The organism is Pseudomonas sp. PvP028, assembly GCF_017832255.1.
Lineage (GTDB): Bacteria > Pseudomonadota > Gammaproteobacteria > Pseudomonadales > Pseudomonadaceae > Aquipseudomonas > Aquipseudomonas syringae.
Window position 1 is genome coordinate 2,718,017 of the sequence record NZ_JAFIBL010000001.1, and the last position, 17,380, is coordinate 2,735,396.

The window sequence follows — 17,380 nt, forward strand, 5'->3', positions numbered from 1 at the left end:
GTTTTTTTTCTATAGGTCACAGCCTCGCAGCTCTGGCCTTTTGTCGTTTCCAGAGGTCATGTGGCTGATCCAGAGATGAGCATCGCTGCTTGAGGTCTTTGAGTCGGTTGCTTCGGACTGCTTAATTTTTTCCTCGTTACAAACGGGAGCCATATGTCGATACCACGCATGAAATCCTACTTTTCATTGATTGCCGCTGTGCTGATGCTCGGTCAGGTGGCTACGGCTCAGGCCGAAAACCTGCCGGACTTCACCGGGCTGGTCGAGCAGGCATCGCCCGCAGTGGTGAATATCAGTACGCGTCAGAAATTGCCGGACCGTGCCGTCGCCAATCAGCAGATGCCTGATCTGGAAGGGCTGCCGCCGATGCTTCGCGAGTTTCTCGAGCGCAGCATGCCGCCGGGTTCGCGTCCGCCAGGCTCGGGTGCAGGCAAGGGTGATCGCCAGCGTGAGGCTCAGTCCCTTGGCTCGGGCTTCATCATCTCCCCTGATGGCTACGTTCTGACCAACAACCACGTAATCGATGGCGCTGACGAGATCCTCGTACGCCTGTCTGATCGCAGCGAGTTGAAGGCCAAACTGGTCGGTACCGATCCGCGTACCGACGTTGCCGTGCTGAAAATCGATGGCAAGGACCTGCCGACCGCCAAACTGGGCAATTCCAATACGCTCAAGGTCGGCGAATGGGTTCTGGCGATCGGCTCGCCGTTCGGTTTCGATCACTCCGTGACCAAGGGTATCGTCAGTGCCAAGGGGCGCAGCCTGCCTAACGACACCTATGTGCCGTTCATTCAGACCGACGTGGCCATCAACCCGGGTAACTCCGGTGGCCCGCTGTTCAACATGGCTGGCGAAGTCGTCGGGATCAACTCGCAGATCTTCACCCGCTCCGGTGGTTTCATGGGGCTGTCTTTCGCGATTCCGATCGACGTCGCCATGGATGTCGCGAACCAGCTCAAGGCCAATGGCAAAGTCAGCCGCGGCTGGCTGGGTGTAGTCATCCAGGAAGTGAACAAGGACCTTGCCGAATCGTTTGGTCTGGACAAGCCTGCCGGCGCGCTGGTTGCGCAGGTGCTTGAAGACGGCCCGGCTGCCAAGGGCGGTGTGCAGGTGGGTGACGTGATTCTGAGCGCCAACGGCCAGCCAATCGTCATGTCGGCCGACCTGCCGCACCTGATCGGCAACCTCAAGGACGGCAGCAAGGCCGAACTTGAAGTGATTCGCGACGGCAAGCGTCAGAAGCTGACGGTCACCGTCGGCGCACTGCCTGATGAAGGTCAGGAGATGGGCGATGTTGGCGGTACGGGAGCCGAGCGCAGCAGTAATCGTCTGGGTGTATCGGTGATCGAGCTGACCGCCGAGCAGAAGAAGTCCCTGGACCTCAAAGGTGGCGTTGCCATCAAGGAAGTCACAGGCGGCCCGGCTTCGCTGATCGGCCTGCAGGCGGGTGATGTGATCACTCACCTGAACAATCAGGCGATCACGTCCAGCAAGCAGTTCACCGAGGTGGCGAAAAGCCTGCCCAAGGATCGCTCTGTCTCGATGCGTGTTCTGCGTCAGGGTCGTGCGACGTTCATCACCTTCAAACTGTCCGAGTAACCGGTCGGTTTAAGCGGAAAGGGTGGCCATGGCCACCCTTTTTTGTGCCCGTTTGTTTACCGTGCGCCGATCCGGGTGCCTGTAAGCGTGACGCCTCTTGCTTAGTTCAGGTACAATTCCCGGCTATTTTTCGGCGGGCAATCTGCCTGCAACCTTTTTGAGTGTTGATCCGTGAGTGATTTGAGTCATATCCGCAATTTCTCCATCATCGCCCACATTGACCATGGCAAGTCGACGCTGGCCGACCGCTTCATTCAAATGTGCGGCGGCCTGACCGAGCGCGAAATGGAAGCGCAGGTGCTCGACTCCATGGATCTTGAGCGCGAGCGCGGGATCACCATCAAAGCCCATAGCGTTACCCTGTATTACAAGGCCAAAGACGGTATCACCTACCAGCTGAACTTCATTGACACCCCGGGGCACGTCGACTTCACCTACGAAGTCAGCCGTTCCCTGGCCGCGTGCGAAGGTGCGTTGCTGGTGGTCGATGCAGGGCAGGGCGTAGAGGCGCAATCGGTCGCCAACTGCTACACCGCCATCGAGCAGGGCCTTGAGGTCATGCCGGTACTGAACAAGATGGACTTGCCACAGGCCGATCCGGACCGCGTCAAGGAAGAGATCGAGAAGATCATCGGCATCGACGCCACCGATGCCGTGGCGTGCAGCGCCAAGAGCGGCATGGGCGTTGACGAGGTCCTCGAGCGCTTGGTCGCAACCATTCCTGCACCGACCGGCAATATCGAAGATCCGCTGCAGGCGTTGATCATCGACTCCTGGTTCGACAACTACCTGGGCGTCGTGTCTCTGGTGCGTGTGCGCCACGGCCGCGTCAAGAAGGGCGACAAGATTCTCGTCAAGTCGACCGGCAAGCTGCATCTGGTCGACAGCGTGGGCGTGTTCAACCCCAAGCACTCGGCGACCGTCGATCTGAAAGCGGGCGAAGTAGGCTTCATCATCGCCGGCATCAAGGACATTCACGGTGCGCCGGTCGGTGACACCCTGACCCTGAGCACCACTCCCGACGTCGACGTACTGCCCGGCTTCAAGCGTATTCAGCCACAAGTCTACGCAGGCCTGTTCCCGGTCAGCTCGGACGACTTCGAAGACTTCCGTGAAGCGCTGCAAAAGCTGACGCTTAACGACTCTTCACTGCAATACCTGCCCGAGAGCTCCGACGCGCTGGGCTTCGGCTTCCGCTGTGGCTTCCTCGGCATGCTGCACATGGAGATCATCCAGGAACGCCTGGAGCGTGAGTACAATCTCGACCTGATCACCACCGCGCCAACCGTAATCTTCGAGCTGTTGCTGAAGACCGGCGAAACGATTTACGTCGATAACCCTTCCAAGCTGCCTGACCTGTCGGCCATTGAAGACATGCGCGAGCCCATCGTTCGCGCAAATATTCTTGTGCCGCAGGAGCACCTGGGCAACGTCATTACGTTGTGCATCGAAAAACGTGGCGTACAGCACGACATGCTGTTCCTCGGCACGCAGGTTCAGGTGAGCTACGATTTGCCGATGAACGAAGTGGTTCTCGACTTCTTCGATCGTCTCAAGTCTGTCAGCCGCGGTTATGCTTCGCTGGATTATCATTTTGATCGTTACCAGTCGGCCAATCTGGTCAAGCTCGACGTTCTGATCAACGCCGAGAAGGTCGACGCCCTGGCCCTGATCGTTCATCGCGACAATGCACACTACAAAGGGCGTGCGTTGACCGAGAAGATGAAAGAGCTGATCCCTCGACAGATGTTCGACGTGGCAATTCAGGCGGCTATCGGCGGTCAGATTGTGGCCCGGACAACCGTCAAGGCGCTTAGAAAGAACGTATTGGCCAAATGCTACGGCGGCGACGTCAGCCGCAAGCGTAAATTGCTGGAGAAGCAAAAGGCCGGTAAGAAACGCATGAAGCAGGTCGGCAACGTGGAAATTCCACAGGAAGCCTTCCTTGCAGTGCTCAGGTTGGAATAGTCAGGTCCTATGTCACTAAATTTCCCGCTGTTGTTGGTCATCGCTGTCTTCGTCTGTGGCGTGCTTGCACTGATTGATCTGGTCATCCTGGCGCCTCGTCGCCGGGCTGCCATTTCCAACTATCAGGGCAGCGTGGGCGAACCTGACATTGCTGTCGTGGAGCGCTTGAACAAAGAGCCTTTGCTGGTCGAGTACGGCAAATCGTTCTTCCCGGTGTTGTTCATCGTGCTGGTGCTTCGTTCGTTTCTGGTCGAGCCGTTCCAGATTCCTTCGGGCTCCATGAAGCCGACACTGGATGTGGGTGATTTCATTCTGGTCAACAAGTTCGCGTACGGCATTCGCCTGCCGGTACTGGATCAGAAGGTGATTCAGATCGGTGATCCGCAGCGTGGCGACGTGATGGTGTTCCGTTATCCGAGCGACCCGAGCGTCAATTACATCAAGCGCGTCGTCGGTCTGCCGGGTGATCGTATCCGCTACACCAGCGACAAGCGGCTGTTCATCAATGGCGAGCTGGTCGCCAAGAAGCTGATCGGCACCGAGCCCGGTACACTGGGCAGCGCGGAACTCTATGAAGAGCAGCTGGGCGAAGTCGAACATCAGATCCGTCAGGAAATGAGCCGCTACCGCGCGCCGCCTGACAGTGAATGGACCGTGCCTGCCGCGCACTACTTCATGATGGGCGACAACCGTGACAACTCCAACGACAGCCGTTACTGGGATGATCCCAACATTCCCAAGGATGAGCTGGGCATGGTCCCGGACAAGAACATCGTAGGCAAGGCGTTCGCGGTGTGGATGAGCTGGCCCGAGCCGAAACTGAGCCACTTCCCCAATTTTGCGCGCGTAGGGCTGATCAAGTAATCGATGCGGCGCTGCCTGAGCAGCGCCGTATGTCATTTGGGCTGACTGGAAACGCCTCTGAAGCATGAGTCGACCCGGTCAGGAGGCGTTGCACTCTTGAGGTCGAAGTCGAACATGACGTTCTCTACTTCTCAAAAAGGCTTTTCTTTCGTGGGCTGGCTGTTAGTGCTGGCGCTGGTCGCGTTTGCGACGAGCACGGCCTTCAAGCTGGTCCCGCACTACCTCGACTACATGACGATGAAGAAAATCATCGAAGCGGTCGACACCAACAAGACCCTGGACATCACCACGGTCGACGATTTTTACGGTTATGTCGGTAAGAACATGCAGGTCAACAGCATTCGGGATATAGATTTGAACAAGGCGTTGAAAGTGACGGTGGAGAACAATGCGTTCCAGGCTCATTTGAACTATGAGCAGCGTGAACCGTGGTTCCAGAACATCGATCTGGTGTTGAAGTTCGACAAGCAATTCAGCGTGGGTAAACCGTGAGCGTATCCTTGAGCCGCCTTGAGCGTCAGCTCGGCTACACCTTCAAGGATCAGGAGCTAATGGTCCTGGCCCTGACCCATCGCAGTTTTGCCGGTCGCAACAATGAGCGTCTGGAGTTTCTCGGTGATGCCATTCTCAACTTCGTGGCTGGCGAGGCGCTGTTCGAGCGTTTCCCCCAGGCTCGCGAAGGCCAGTTGTCCCGCTTGCGGGCGCGGCTGGTGAAGGGCGAGACTCTGGCGTTGCTGGCCCGTGGTTTTGACTTGGGCGAATATCTGCGCCTTGGTTCGGGCGAGTTGAAAAGCGGTGGTTTCCGTCGTGAGTCGATTCTCGCCGACGCGCTCGAGGCACTGATCGGGGCGATTTACCTGGATGCGGGCATGGAGGCGGCGCGCGAGCGCGTCCTGGCCTGGCTGACAACCGAGTTTGACAGCCTGACGCTGGTGGACACCAACAAGGACCCCAAGACCCGACTGCAGGAATTTCTCCAGTCGCGGGCCTGCGAACTGCCGCGTTACGAGGTGGTGGATATCCAGGGCGAACCGCATTGCCGGACGTTTTTCGTCGAATGCGAGATCAACCTATTGAATGAAAAAAGCCGAGGACAGGGTGTCAGCCGCCGGATTGCCGAACAGGTAGCCGCCGCAGCAGCACTCATCGCCCTGGGCGTGGAGAACGGTCATGAATGATACAACCGCAACACGCTGTGGCTATGTTGCCATTGTCGGCCGTCCCAACGTAGGCAAGTCCACGCTGCTCAACCACATTCTCGGTCAGAAGCTCGCGATCACCTCGCGCAAGCCGCAGACCACGCGCCACAACATGCTGGGCATCAAGACCGAGGGCGCCGTGCAGGCGATCTATGTCGATACCCCCGGCATGCACAAGAATGGCGAGAAAGCGCTCAACCGTTACATGAACAAGACCGCTTCGGCGGCGCTGAAGGACGTCGACGTGGTCATCTTCGTCGTCGATCGCACCCGCTGGACAGACGAAGACCAGATGGTTCTGGAGCGTGTTCAGTATGTGCAGGGGCCGGTCATCCTGGCGATCAACAAGACCGATCGCATCGAGGACAAGAGCGACCTGATGCCGCATCTGGAGTGGCTGCAGGGCCAGTTGCCGAATGCGTCCATCGTGCCGATCTCCGCGCAGCATGGCCACAACCTCGAAGCGCTGGAAAGCCTGATTGCCTCGCACCTGCCCGAGAACGACCACTTCTTCCCCGAAGACCAGATCACCGATCGCAGCAGCCGCTTTCTGGCTGCCGAACTGGTTCGCGAGAAGATCATGCGCCAGTTGGGCGCCGAGCTTCCGTATCAGATCACCGTCGAGATCGAAGAATTCAAGCAGCAGGGCCGCACCCTGCATATCCATGCGCTGATCCTCGTCGAGCGCGACGGACAGAAGAAGATCATCATTGGCGACAAGGGCGATCGCATCAAGCGCATCGGCAGTGACGCGCGTCGTGACATGGAACTGCTGTTCGACTCCAAGGTGATGCTCAACCTGTGGGTCAAGGTCAAAGGTGGCTGGTCCGATGACGAGCGCGCACTGCGTTCCCTTGGCTACGGCGACCTCTAAGCTGTCCTTTCGCCCGACCTTGCTATGGTCGGGCGAACACTTCCCTTTCGAGCCAGCCTGATGAGCACGCCTACCGGCCAACCTGCTTATGTGCTCCACAGCCGTGCGTATCGCGAAAACAGCGCGCTGGTCGACTTCCTCACGCCTCAGGGCCGTCTGCGTGCCGTGCTGCGCAGTGCCAAGGGCAAAGCCGGTTCGCTGGCACGTCCGTTCGTGCCCCTCGAGGTCGAGTTTCGAGGGCGGGGCGAGCTGAAGAATGTCGGTCGCATGGAAAGCGCCGGCGTCGCCACCTGGATGACCGGCGAAGCGCTGTTCAGCGGCATGTACCTCAACGAGCTGCTGATTCGCCTGTTGCCTGCCGAAGACCCTCATCCTGCCGTGTTCGAACATTACGCTGCCACGCTGCTGGCCCTTTCTCTGGGGCGTCCACTGGAGCCATTGCTGCGTTCGTTCGAATGGCGCTTGCTGGATGAACTGGGCTATGGCTTCGCGATGGACGCCGACATCAACGGCGAACCGCTGGCCATTGATGGCATGTATCGTCTGCAGGTCGATGCCGGGCTCGAGCGTGTGTACTTGCTTCAGCCCGGTCTGTTTCAGGGCGCGGAATTACTGGCCATGTCCGAAGCGGACTGGAGCGTCCCCGGCGCATTGTCCGCTGCCAAGCGCCTGATGCGTCAGGCGCTGGCGGTTCACTTGGGCGGTCGCCCTTTAGTCAGTCGTGAACTGTTTCGCAAGCCGTGATCAGGCTTTATTCTCTACAGCCTGCTTCGACCAGCTCGCCCATTTTTCTGGAGACCACCGTGACCCACAGCACTCGTATCCTTCTCGGCGTGAACATCGACCACGTAGCCACCTTGCGTCAGGCCCGTGGCACGCGTTACCCGGACCCGGTCAAGGCTGCCCTGGACGCCGAAGAGGCAGGCGCCGACGGCATCACCGTTCACCTGCGTGAGGACCGCCGACACATTCAGGAGCGCGATGTCCTGCTGCTCAAGGACGTCTTGCAGACCCGCATGAATTTCGAGATGGGCGTGACCGAAGACATGCTCGCCTTCGCCGAACGCATTCGCCCGGCGCACATCTGTCTGGTGCCTGAGACACGGCAGGAGCTGACCACCGAAGGCGGTCTGGATGTGGCAGGGCAGGAAGCGCGGATCAAGGCGGCGGTCGAGCGACTGGCGAAGATTGGCTGCGAGGTTTCACTGTTCATCGACGCCGACGAGCGTCAGATCGCCGCTTCAAAACGCGTCGGTGCACCCGCCATCGAACTGCACACCGGTCGCTATGCCGATGCTCAGACCCCGACTGAAGTTGCCGAAGAACTGCAGCGGGTCGCCGATGGTGTCGCGTTTGGTCTCGCCCAAGGGCTGATCGTCAATGCCGGTCATGGCCTGCATTATCACAACGTCGAAGCGGTCGCCGCGATCAAGGGCATCAACGAACTGAACATCGGCCACGCGCTGGTGGCTCATGCTCTGTTCGTCGGCTTCAAGGCGGCAGTGGCCGAGATGAAGGCGTTGATCGTGGCTGCGGCCAGATAACTCTTCCCTCAGGGCTTGCGCCCCACGATCACCGCACGCATGGGGGCAGGCATGCCCTCGACTGTCTTGCTGTGGTCGGTGGGGTCCAGATAGTCGCTCAGGGACTGGAAGCGCATCCATTCGGTGCTGCGTTGTTCGTCGACCGTCGTGTGGCTGACGTCGACGCAACGCACATCGGTGAAGCCGGCACGGCGCATCCATAACTCCAGAGCAGGCACTGAAGGCAGGAACCATACATTGCGCATCTGCGCATAACGATCTTCCGGGACCAACACCTGATGGACATCACCCGGCACTACCAGGGTTTCCATCACCAGCTCGCCGCCTTTTATCAGGCAGTCTTTCAAGGCCAGCAGGTGGTCGATGGGGGATTTGCGGTGATACAGCACGCCCATCGAAAACACCGTGTCGAAACCTTCCAGGTTGGCGGGCAGGTCTTCCAGCGCGAAGGGCAGGTGCCAGGCGGGCAGATCAGGCAGATAGCGCTGCATGGCCTGGAACTGACAGAAGAACAGCCAGTTGGGGTCGACCCCGATCACGCTGTCGGCCCCGGCGCCAAGCATGCGCCATTGGTAATAACCGTTACCGCAACCCACATCCAGAACGCGTTTGCCCTTCAGGTCCAGGTGTGGCGAAACCCGCGACCACTTCCAGTCCGAGCGCCATTCAGTGTCGATATGCACGCCGAACACATTGAACGGCCCCTTGCGCCACGGTGACAGGCCCAGCAGTGCCTTGCGCAGGACGGTGCGGGTCTCGCCGTTGCACTCGGCTTCCAGGGTAAAACTGTCGATCAGATCGATTCGCTCGGGCTGCAGGTCGGGCAAGGCATCCAGCGCACTTTGCCAGCGCTGCAGATCACCGTGACCCTTGGCCATCTTGGTATCGAGCTGGGCCTGCAGGCCATTGGCCCAATCGGCCAGAGGGGTTCCCGCCAGACGACGGACGAGGGGGGCGAGATCAATCATGGCAGGGCAATCAACGAGGTGAAGTTAAGGCATTGAAACCACGGCACCACCTTGGAAAAACCTGCGGCAAGCAAGCGTTGGCGGTGTTCTTCGAGGCTGTCGGGTTTCATGACGTTTTCGATGGCGCTGCGCTTCTGGGCAATTTCCAGTTCGCTGTAGCCGTTGGCGCGTTTGAAGGCGATGTGCAGGTCCGTCAACAGCGCATGTTCCTGCTGATCGTCGAAGCGCAGCTTTTCCGAGAGGATCAGCGCGCCGCCGGGCACCAGTGCGTCACGAATGCGCCCGAGCAATGCCAGGCGTTGTTCGGGAGCGATGAATTGCAGGGTGAAGTTCAGCGCCACCACCGAGGCGGGTTTGAACGTCAGCGCGAGAATATCGCCTTCGAGGACCTGCACCGGCAGCAACTCCTGAAACATGGAGTCCTGCGCGTTAAGGTATTCACGGCAACGCTCGACCATGGCACTGGAGTTGTCTATCGCGATGACCTCACAACCCTCGCCGCGTACATGGCGGCGCAGCGCCTGAGTGACGGCGCCCAGAGAGCTGCCCAGGTCATAGAGCACGGTGTTTGGCTGTGCAAATTGCGCGGCCAGCACACCGAGGTTTTCGACAATCGTCGGATAGCCGGGCACCGAGCGTTTGATCATGTCCGGGAATACCCGCACCACGTCTTCGTTGAAGGCGAAGTCAGGCACCTGGGTCAGCGGCTGGGCGAAAATGCGGTCGGTTTCTTTGCTCACGGCGGTTCCGGCGAAGGCTTTGAAAAGCGGGCATTCTAGCCAACTTGCCGCCGGGATGCATGATGCAGTACGTGCAGTCGGACAAGCCGTGCGCAACGCCTCATTTCACGCTGATGGCGCACTCGAAGGTCTGCTCCGGGGCGACTTCGGGTGCCCAGGGTTGCTGATAAACCATCATCAGCCGGCCGGTCCCGGCATCGGTGGCCTTGAAGCGCCAGACCGATTGCCCGCCGTTGCCGACCATTTCCTTGCTCTCGGCGTTGGCATACACCTCAGGCCCCAGGCTGCGCAGGATATTCTGGGCCGGGTTCTGGGTCAGCCAGCGAAAGCCGGTGGTCGGGTTGCTGGGCAGGGTCAGGATCAGCGTCTGTCCGGGCGTGAGAGTCAGCGGGCAGTCGCTTTGCGTGTCGATGGACACAATGTTTTTCGGCGTCTGAGCGCACGCCGTCAGCAGCGCAAGGCTCAGCGGGGCAATGAAACGGGCAGGGGTCATGGCAAATTCCGGTATTGCGAGACGAGGCGCAAGGATAACTGATCGGAGTTTTGTGGGGGAGTAGGACAGTCGCGCTCTGGATCGGACGCAGAGCGTCCAGAACTGCATCCCCACGCTCGAGCGTGCGGCACGAGAGGCGCCCGATAGAACACCTCTTGTGCCCATTCAGCGTGGGGGCATGCGCAGTATCAAGCTCTAGAACAACACCTTCACCACGTCCGCAAAGCGTTTGGCGAAGTGCACGGTAATGCCTTCCTTCAGATAGTCCGGCAGCTCTTCGAAGTTGCCACGGTTAGGCTCCGGCAGGATCAGTTCGTGGATTTTCTGGCGCCGCGCGGCAATGACTTTTTCGCGAACGCCGCCGATAGGCAGGACGTGCCCGGTCAGGGTCAGTTCGCCGGTCATGGCGACGCCTTTTTTCGGCGGCTGGTTGCGGGCCAGGGACAGCAAGGCGCTGGCCATGGTCACACCCGCACTCGGGCCGTCTTTCGGGGTGGCACCTTCGGGGACGTGTACGTGCACGAACGCCTCATCGAAGAACTTCGCGTCACCACCAAATTTCGACAGATTGGCGCTGACGTAGCTGTAGGCAATTTCGGCCGACTCCTTCATCACATCGCCCAATTGGCCGGTCAGCTTGAAGCCGCGATTAAGGGTATGAATGCGCGTCGCCTCGATCGGCAGGGTGGCGCCGCCCATGCTGGTCCAGGCCAGACCGGTGATCACGCCAGTGCCGGACAGCACCTGCTCGCTGCGGAACACCGGCATGCCCAACGACGCTTCGAGGTCTTTCGGTCCGATCTTGATCACCGAATCGGGCGCATCCAGCAGTTTGACCACCGCCTTGCGCACCAGTTTGCCAAGTTGCTTCTCCAGATGCCGCACACCGGCTTCGCGAGCGTAGCCTTCGATGACGGCGCGCAGTGCGCTGTCACTGATGCTCAGCTTGTTTTTCGCAACGCCGGCTTTCGCCAACTGCTTGGGCCACAAATGCCGCTTGGCAATCGCCAGTTTCTCTTCGGTGATGTAGCCGGACAGGCGGATCACTTCCATCCGGTCAAGCAGCGGGCCGGGGATCGAGTCCAGCGTGTTGGCCGTGCACACGAACAGGACCTTGGAGAGGTCCAGACGCAGGTCCAGGTAGTGATCGAGAAACTCGACGTTCTGTTCCGGGTCCAGGGTTTCCAGCAGCGCGGATGCCGGGTCGCCCTGATAGCTCTGGCCCATCTTGTCGATTTCATCGAGCATGATGACCGGGTTCATGACTTCAACGTCTTTCAGCGCCTGCACCAGCTTGCCCGGTTGCGCACCGATGTAGGTGCGGCGGTGGCCCTTGATTTCGGCCTCGTCGCGCATGCCGCCCACGCTCAGGCGATAGAACGGCCGCCCCAGCGATTCGGCAATCGAGCGTCCGACGCTGGTCTTGCCCACGCCTGGCGGGCCGACCAGCAGCACGATCGAACCGCTGATTTCACCCTTGTAGGCACCGACGGCGAGGAATTCCAGAATCCGCGCCTTGATGTCGTCAAGCCCGGCATGGTGCTGATCGAGCACCTTGCGCGCGTGCTTGAGGTCCAGCTTGTCGGCACCGTAGATGCCCCACGGCAGCGAGCTGGTCCAATCCAGGTAATTGCGAGTCACAGCGTATTCGGGCGAGCCGGTTTCCAGCACCTTGAGCTTGCCGATTTCTTCGTCGAACTTCTTGCGCGCCTGTGGCGGCAGGGTCTTGCCTTCCAGACGCTGCTCGAACTGTTCGATGTCGGCGCTGCGATCGTCCTTGCTCAGGCCCAGTTCCTGCTGAATGACCTTGAGCTGTTCCTTGAGGAAGAACTGCCGCTGATGCTCGCCGATCTTGCGGTTCACCTCGGCAGAGATTTCCTTCTGCAGGCGTGCAACCTCGACTTCCTTGCGCAGCATCGGCAGGACCTTCTCCATGCGCCTGAGCATCGGCACACAGTCGAGTACTTCCTGCAATTCGACGCCGGTGGCGGAGGTCAGGGCAGCGGCAAAATCGGTGAGCGGCGAGGGGTCATTGGGGCTGAAACGGTTGAGATAATTCTTCAGCTCTTCGCTGTACAGCGGGTTGAGCGGCAGCAGTTCCTTGATCGCGTTGATCAGGGCCATGCCGTAGGCCTTCACTTCATCGGTCGGCTCATTGGGCTGCTGCGGGTATTCGACTTCTACCAGATACGGCGGGCGATGATGCTTGAGCCAGGTACGGATGCGCACACGGCTGAGGCCCTGCGCGACGAACTGTAAACGACCATTTTCGCGACTGGCGTGGTGAACCTTGACCAGAGTGCCATACTCGGGGAGTGCGTCAGTCTTGAAGTGGCGTGGATCTTCCTGCGGAGTGTCCATGAAAAACAGCGCCAGCGAATGATGCTCGGACTTGCTGACCAGCTCCAGCGTTTCGGCCCACGGCTCTTCATTGACGATGACAGGCAGGACCTGCGCCGGAAAGAACGGACGGTTGTGGATCGGAATGATGTAAACCTTGTCGGGCAGGTTCTGGCCGGGCAAGGCAAGCGAGGTGCTGTCGGAACTCAGAGACACATCGTGCTCGTCTGCGTCGTTGGGCAAATCTGGCGAGTCTGTCTGCTGGTCGTTCATGGGGCACCTGAGAAGTTGAACATGGCTCTTAGATGGGGCGGTGGCTCTCAGGTTTCAATAGTCTTGGTCGATAGTCTGTAAAGCGATTGGAAAACCGCTATTTATGAGTGGTGGGGCCTGTCAGGGTAGAAAAGAGCGGGCTTATTTCATTTACGGCGCTGCCGTTATGGGTTGAATCAGGTATGACCAACGTATTTATATCGGCATTACTGGCCGGACTGTGCGTAGCCTCGGCTGCGAGCGCATCGGCTGCCACCTTTACCGCGCAGGTGATGGACAAGGAGGGCAAGCCTCTTGCGGATGCGGTGGTCACCCTCAAAGGGCCGCCCGATCCGTCACCCGTTGCGTTGAAGGCATCAATGGACCAGCGTGATCAGGAATTCGCGCCACATGTACTGGCCATCCACACCGGCACTCAGGTCAAGTTTCCCAACAGCGACAACATTCGCCACCAGGTCTACTCCTTTTCTCCGGCCAAGCGCTTCGAGTTGCGACTTTACGAGGGCACGCCCTCGGATCCGCTGTTGTTCGACAAACCCGGCGTGGTGGTGCTGGGCTGCAACATCCACGACTGGATGGTCGGTTACATCTACGTCACCGACGAGCCATGGTTCGGCGTGACCGACAGCAACGGCCAGCTCAAGCTCGATCAGATGCCCGCCGGGCACTACAACGCCACCCTCTGGCACCCGCAGATCGCGGACATGCAGCCGGTATCGGGCGGCGAGTTCGAGGTGCCTGCCGCCGGGCTCTCCCAGCGTTTTAACCTCGCGGTTGAAATGCAAGCTGAGGACAAACCCGGCAAGCCCGCATCTGGCGGCTTCGGTGACGCTTTCCATAAGGCCACGCATTAATGAAATTTAAAGCCAGCTTTCAGGCGCGCATCGCCGGGGTGCTGATTGTCCTGTTGCTGATTGTCGTGAGTGCGGTCTACATCGCCGTCAAGGTTGCAACAGAGGAGGCGGTACGCACTCAGGCTCAGGCGCAACTGGAGGTGGGCAGTCGTGTGTTCGAACGGCTGATCGATCTGCGCGGCAAACGTCTGCGTGACACCGTGCAATTGGTTGCAGCCGATTTCGGCTTTCGCGACGCGGTGGCCAGTGCCGACTCCTCGACCATTCGCTCGGTGTTGCTCAACCATGGCAAACGCATCAATGCCAGCGACATGTTCCTGTTGGGCATGGATGGCACAGTGATTGCCAGCACCGTACAGAAAGTTCCCGAGGGTTCCAGGTTTGTCTATGACCAGGCCCTGCGCAACGCCAAACGTGCCGGTCAGTCAGTGCTCATTGTGCCCGGCGGCGGAGACCCGCATTTGCTGGTGGAGAGCACCGTTCTCGCACCGTTGCCGATAGGCCGCGTGGTCATGGGCTTTACCATCGACAGCGATATTGCCGAAGAGCTGCGTTCGCTCAGCGGCTTGGAAGTGTCTTTTCTCACTGTAGAAGACGGCAAGAACGGTGATCTGATCAGTACCCAGCCGGAGGCCCTGCACGCGGGCCTGATCGAGCTGATGCGCAGTTCCTCGGAAGGCCAGATGCTGCTCACCGAGCAATCGAACCTTAACTTTCTCAGCCAGACGCTGATGCTCGCCAACACCAACAATGGCGGCGACGGGCAGGTCATCGCGCTGTTGCAGAGCCCTCTGGACAAGGCCTATCAGGCATTCGCGCCACTGAATCAAAAGATCTTCTGGATTTCCATGGCCGCCCTGGTGGCTTCGCTGATCGGCACCCTGGCGCTGGCGCGAAGCGTCTCGCTGCCGGTTCAGGTCCTGGCCACGGCGGCCAAGCGTATTGGTGATGGCGACTATAAAACCCCGGTCACCTTGGTCCGCAGTGATGAACTGGGCATGCTCGCCGACGCGATCAACACCATGCAGCAAGGCATTGCGGTGCGTGAGGGGCAATTGGCCCACAACGCCCTGCACGACAACCTGACCGGGCTGCCCAACCGGGCGCTGGTGATGGAGCGTCTGGGCAGTTCGATTGCCGCAGATCGTGCAGTTGCCCTGCTATCTCTGAGTGTCGAGAACCTCGCTACGGTCAGCGAAAGCGTGAGCGCCGAAGGCGTGGACCAGTTGTTGCGACAGGTGGGCCAGCGCCTGCAAGGTAATCTGCGCGCAGGCGATACCGTGGCGCGTCTGGGAGCCAATGAGTTTCTGCTGCTGCTGGACAACACGGCCAGCGCTGGCGCGGTGGGCATGGCTGACGCTGTGCAGCGGCTGCTGAGTGAGCCGCAGCGTATCGACAATCATGAGCTGGAGCTTGAATGCTGCATTGGTATCACGGTGTACCCGGAGCACGGTGACTCCGCCCAGGAATTGCTCAACCGTGCGGTAATTGCCCGCAAGGACGCCGCGTTCCTCCCCGGTCGCCTGCAGATCTATCAGGATGGCCGCGACCTGGCTCACCAGCGACAGATCACGCTCATTCGTGACCTGCGCAAGGCCGCGCAGAATGGCGAATTGATGCTGCATTACCAGCCCAAGCTGGATATCCGCCAGGGCTATGTGCGTCAGGCCGAAGCGCTATTGCGCTGGGCTCATCCGCAGTTCGGCAGTGTCTCGCCCGCTGAATTCATCGTCCTCGCCGAGCGCACCGGGAGCATTTACCTGCTGACCAACTGGGTGATCGAAGAGGCGATGCGCCAGCTGGCCGAATGGCGCAAGCGCGGTCTGGTCCTGCAGGTATCGGTAAACATTTCCGCTGATGACCTGCTGGGTGATGATCTGGTCGGCTATGTCGTGAAACTGCTCAAGCAATACGCCGTACCTGCCGAACAACTGTTATTCGAGATCACCGAAAGCGCCGTCATGAGCGAACCGGAAAAGGCACTGATCGTCCTGCATCGCCTGCGCGATTGCGGCATCAGCCTGTCGATCGACGATTTCGGTACCGGTTACTCGTCATTGGCCCACTTGAAACGTCTGCCCGTACAAGAGCTGAAAATCGATCAGTCTTTCGTGCGCAACCTGGATGAAACCAGTGAAGACGCAGTGATCGTGCGATCGACCATTGAAATGAGCCACAACCTCGGACTGAAGGTGGTGGCAGAAGGTGTCGAGTATCAACACAGCCTGGACCTGCTCCGGCGTTGGCACTGCGATACGGCCCAGGGTTACCTGATCAGTCGACCGCTGACCGCGTCGGCGTTCGAGGCATGGATTGCTACGTATCAGGCCTCACCCGGTCTTATGGTGAATTAATCCATGTTGCACAAAACATCGCTGCTGTTGGGGTCTTTGCTGGTGGGCATGGCGGGCGCTACTCCGACGTCCGCCCTGGGCGACAACGGCCGGTTGATCGCCACGGGCGGCGCGACCAGCATTGAAGGCAGCGCCGGCGGCGGCATAACCCCGTGGGCGGTGATCACCGGGTACAGCGAGCAAGGCGAGTGGGGCGCTACCGCCTTCGCCACGCACGTGAATCTGCCGGACTACAACCTCGATGTGGCAGGCCTGGCGTTCGCCTATGGCAATCGCGTGGAGTTGTCCTACGCCCATCAGCGTTTCGATATCAGCAACCTGCAGCACAGGCTCAGCCTGCCGGACGATAACCTCAGTCAGGACGTATTCGGCGTCAAAGTGCGGCTGTTCGGCGACTTGATCTACGAAAGCCTGCCGCAGGTTTCTCTGGGGGTGCAGTACAAGCATCAGAACGATTTCCTGATTCCCAGCCTGGTCGGCGCCCGGCGTGACTCTGATGTCGAGGGCTACCTGACGGCCAGTCGGTTGTTCATGGGCGCGGCGTTCGGCTACAACGTCGTGGTCAACGGCGGCGTGCGTTACAGCCGCGCCAACGAAACCGGACTGTTGGGGTTCGGCGGCGATCGGCGCGACAGCCGCAGCCTGCTCAAGGAGGGTTCGGTAGCCGTGCTGTTCAATCCGCGCTGGGCGCTGGGCGTCGAATATCGCGAGAAGCCGGACAATCTTTCGTTTGCCGGCGAAAGTGACTGGGCCGATGTGTTTCTCGGCTATTTCCCCAACAAGCACGTGTCCGTGGTCCTGGCTTACGCCCGCCTGGGTGAAATCGCCACCCTGGACAACCAGAACGGCACCTATCTGTCTGTGCAGGGGAGTTTTTGATGAGGCGCTTGCTGATAACCATGATGCTGACGCTGCTGGCCGGTTGCGCGCAGCAGCAACAGCCACCCAAGGATGACAGCCTCTACCACGACCTGGGCCAGCGTGCCGGTATCCAGCGCATCGTCGAAGGCATGCTGATAAACGTGGCCAAGGATCAGCGGATCGTCGAGCACTTCAAGAAAGTGGACATCGTGCGTCTGCGCGACAAGCTGGTCGAACAACTCTGCGTCGAGTCCGGCGGCCCGTGCCGCTATAGCGGCGACAGCATGGCCGAGGCGCACAAGGGGCAGAACCTGACCCGCAGCGATTTCAACGCGCTGGTCGAAGACCTCATCGCCTCGATGGACACCGAAAAGGTCCCGGTCCCCGTACAAAACCGCCTCATCGCCCGCCTGGCACCGATGCGTGGCGAAGTGATCGGCAAGTAAGTC

Annotated in this window: 16 protein-coding genes; 12 read left to right on the top strand and 4 right to left on the bottom strand. The window is 59.8% G+C overall.

Annotated features, from left to right (window positions below):
* Positions 1-168 precede the first annotated feature (168 nt).
* From JOE34_RS12115 to pdxJ, 8 genes are all read left to right on the top strand, one after another.
* A complete protein-coding gene (locus JOE34_RS12115; RefSeq protein ID WP_226487942.1) occupies positions 169-1,599 on the top strand; it encodes a DegQ family serine endoprotease in 1,431 nt (476 codons plus the stop codon).
* Between the two features lie 171 nt (positions 1,600-1,770).
* Complete coding sequence (gene lepA, locus JOE34_RS12120; protein WP_003413009.1) at positions 1,771-3,567, top strand: translation elongation factor 4; 1,797 nt, start codon at positions 1,771-1,773, stop codon at positions 3,565-3,567.
* A 9-nt stretch (positions 3,568-3,576) separates the two neighbouring features.
* Positions 3,577-4,431, top strand: a complete 855-nt coding sequence (gene lepB / locus JOE34_RS12125; protein ID WP_003363711.1) for a signal peptidase I — start codon at positions 3,577-3,579, stop codon at positions 4,429-4,431.
* Between the two features lie 114 nt (positions 4,432-4,545).
* Positions 4,546-4,923: a DUF4845 domain-containing protein gene (locus JOE34_RS12130; protein WP_003384196.1), complete on the top strand. Its 378-nt coding sequence runs from the start codon at positions 4,546-4,548 to the stop codon at positions 4,921-4,923.
* Entirely contained in the window at positions 4,920-5,609 is a 690-nt protein-coding gene (rnc, locus tag JOE34_RS12135; protein ID WP_002554906.1) for a ribonuclease III, read from the top strand. The genes JOE34_RS12130 and rnc overlap by 4 nt, the downstream gene beginning before the upstream one ends.
* Complete coding sequence (gene era, locus JOE34_RS12140; protein WP_003363707.1) at positions 5,602-6,504, top strand: GTPase Era; 903 nt, start codon at positions 5,602-5,604, stop codon at positions 6,502-6,504. The genes rnc and era overlap by 8 nt, the downstream gene beginning before the upstream one ends.
* Before the next feature lie 60 nt (positions 6,505-6,564).
* A complete protein-coding gene (gene recO / locus JOE34_RS12145) occupies positions 6,565-7,248 on the top strand; it encodes a DNA repair protein RecO (protein ID WP_209995817.1) in 684 nt (227 codons plus the stop codon).
* 59 nt (positions 7,249-7,307) lie between these two features.
* Complete coding sequence (pdxJ, locus tag JOE34_RS12150) at positions 7,308-8,048, top strand: pyridoxine 5'-phosphate synthase (RefSeq protein ID WP_003405348.1); 741 nt, start codon at positions 7,308-7,310, stop codon at positions 8,046-8,048.
* An 8-nt stretch (positions 8,049-8,056) separates the two neighbouring features.
* Here the strand turns inward: pdxJ and cmoB are convergent, their stop codons facing one another.
* The 4 genes from cmoB to lon all read right to left on the bottom strand — a co-directional run bounded on the left by cmoB (position 8,057) and on the right by lon (position 12,862).
* A complete protein-coding gene (gene cmoB / locus JOE34_RS12155; protein WP_209995818.1) occupies positions 8,057-9,016 on the bottom strand; it encodes a tRNA 5-methoxyuridine(34)/uridine 5-oxyacetic acid(34) synthase CmoB in 960 nt (319 codons plus the stop codon).
* The gene (cmoA, locus tag JOE34_RS12160) at positions 9,013-9,756 is read right to left on the bottom strand and encodes a carboxy-S-adenosyl-L-methionine synthase CmoA (protein WP_010420804.1); all 744 of its coding nucleotides are present in this window, start codon (positions 9,754-9,756) and stop codon (positions 9,013-9,015) included. Before cmoA ends, cmoB begins: the two co-directional genes overlap by 4 nt.
* A gap of 100 nt (positions 9,757-9,856) precedes the next feature.
* On the bottom strand, positions 9,857-10,249 hold the full coding sequence (locus JOE34_RS12165; protein ID WP_003425303.1) for a protease inhibitor I42 family protein: 393 nt from the start codon (positions 10,247-10,249) through the stop codon (positions 9,857-9,859).
* 195 nt (positions 10,250-10,444) lie between these two features.
* Complete coding sequence (gene lon / locus JOE34_RS12170) at positions 10,445-12,862, bottom strand: endopeptidase La (RefSeq protein WP_003412995.1); 2,418 nt, start codon at positions 12,860-12,862, stop codon at positions 10,445-10,447.
* 182 nt (positions 12,863-13,044) lie between these two features.
* On the opposite strand from lon, the gene JOE34_RS12175 reads away from it, so the two are divergent.
* Genes JOE34_RS12175 through JOE34_RS12190 form a run of 4 tightly spaced genes read left to right on the top strand, consistent with a single transcriptional unit; the run spans position 13,045 to position 17,377 of the window.
* Entirely contained in the window at positions 13,045-13,716 is a 672-nt protein-coding gene (locus JOE34_RS12175) for a hypothetical protein (protein WP_032662805.1), read from the top strand.
* The gene (locus JOE34_RS12180; protein ID WP_209995820.1) at positions 13,716-16,070 is read left to right on the top strand and encodes an EAL domain-containing protein; all 2,355 of its coding nucleotides are present in this window, start codon (positions 13,716-13,718) and stop codon (positions 16,068-16,070) included. Before JOE34_RS12175 ends, JOE34_RS12180 begins: the two co-directional genes overlap by 1 nt.
* Before the next feature lie 3 nt (positions 16,071-16,073).
* Positions 16,074-16,949 carry a DUF3034 family protein gene (locus tag JOE34_RS12185; protein ID WP_004404304.1) on the top strand — a complete coding sequence of 292 codons (876 nt, stop codon included), beginning with the start codon at positions 16,074-16,076 and terminating at the stop codon, positions 16,947-16,949.
* Entirely contained in the window at positions 16,949-17,377 is a 429-nt protein-coding gene (locus tag JOE34_RS12190) for a group 1 truncated hemoglobin (protein ID WP_010420831.1), read from the top strand. The genes JOE34_RS12185 and JOE34_RS12190 overlap by 1 nt, the downstream gene beginning before the upstream one ends.
* Positions 17,378-17,380 lie beyond the last annotated feature (3 nt).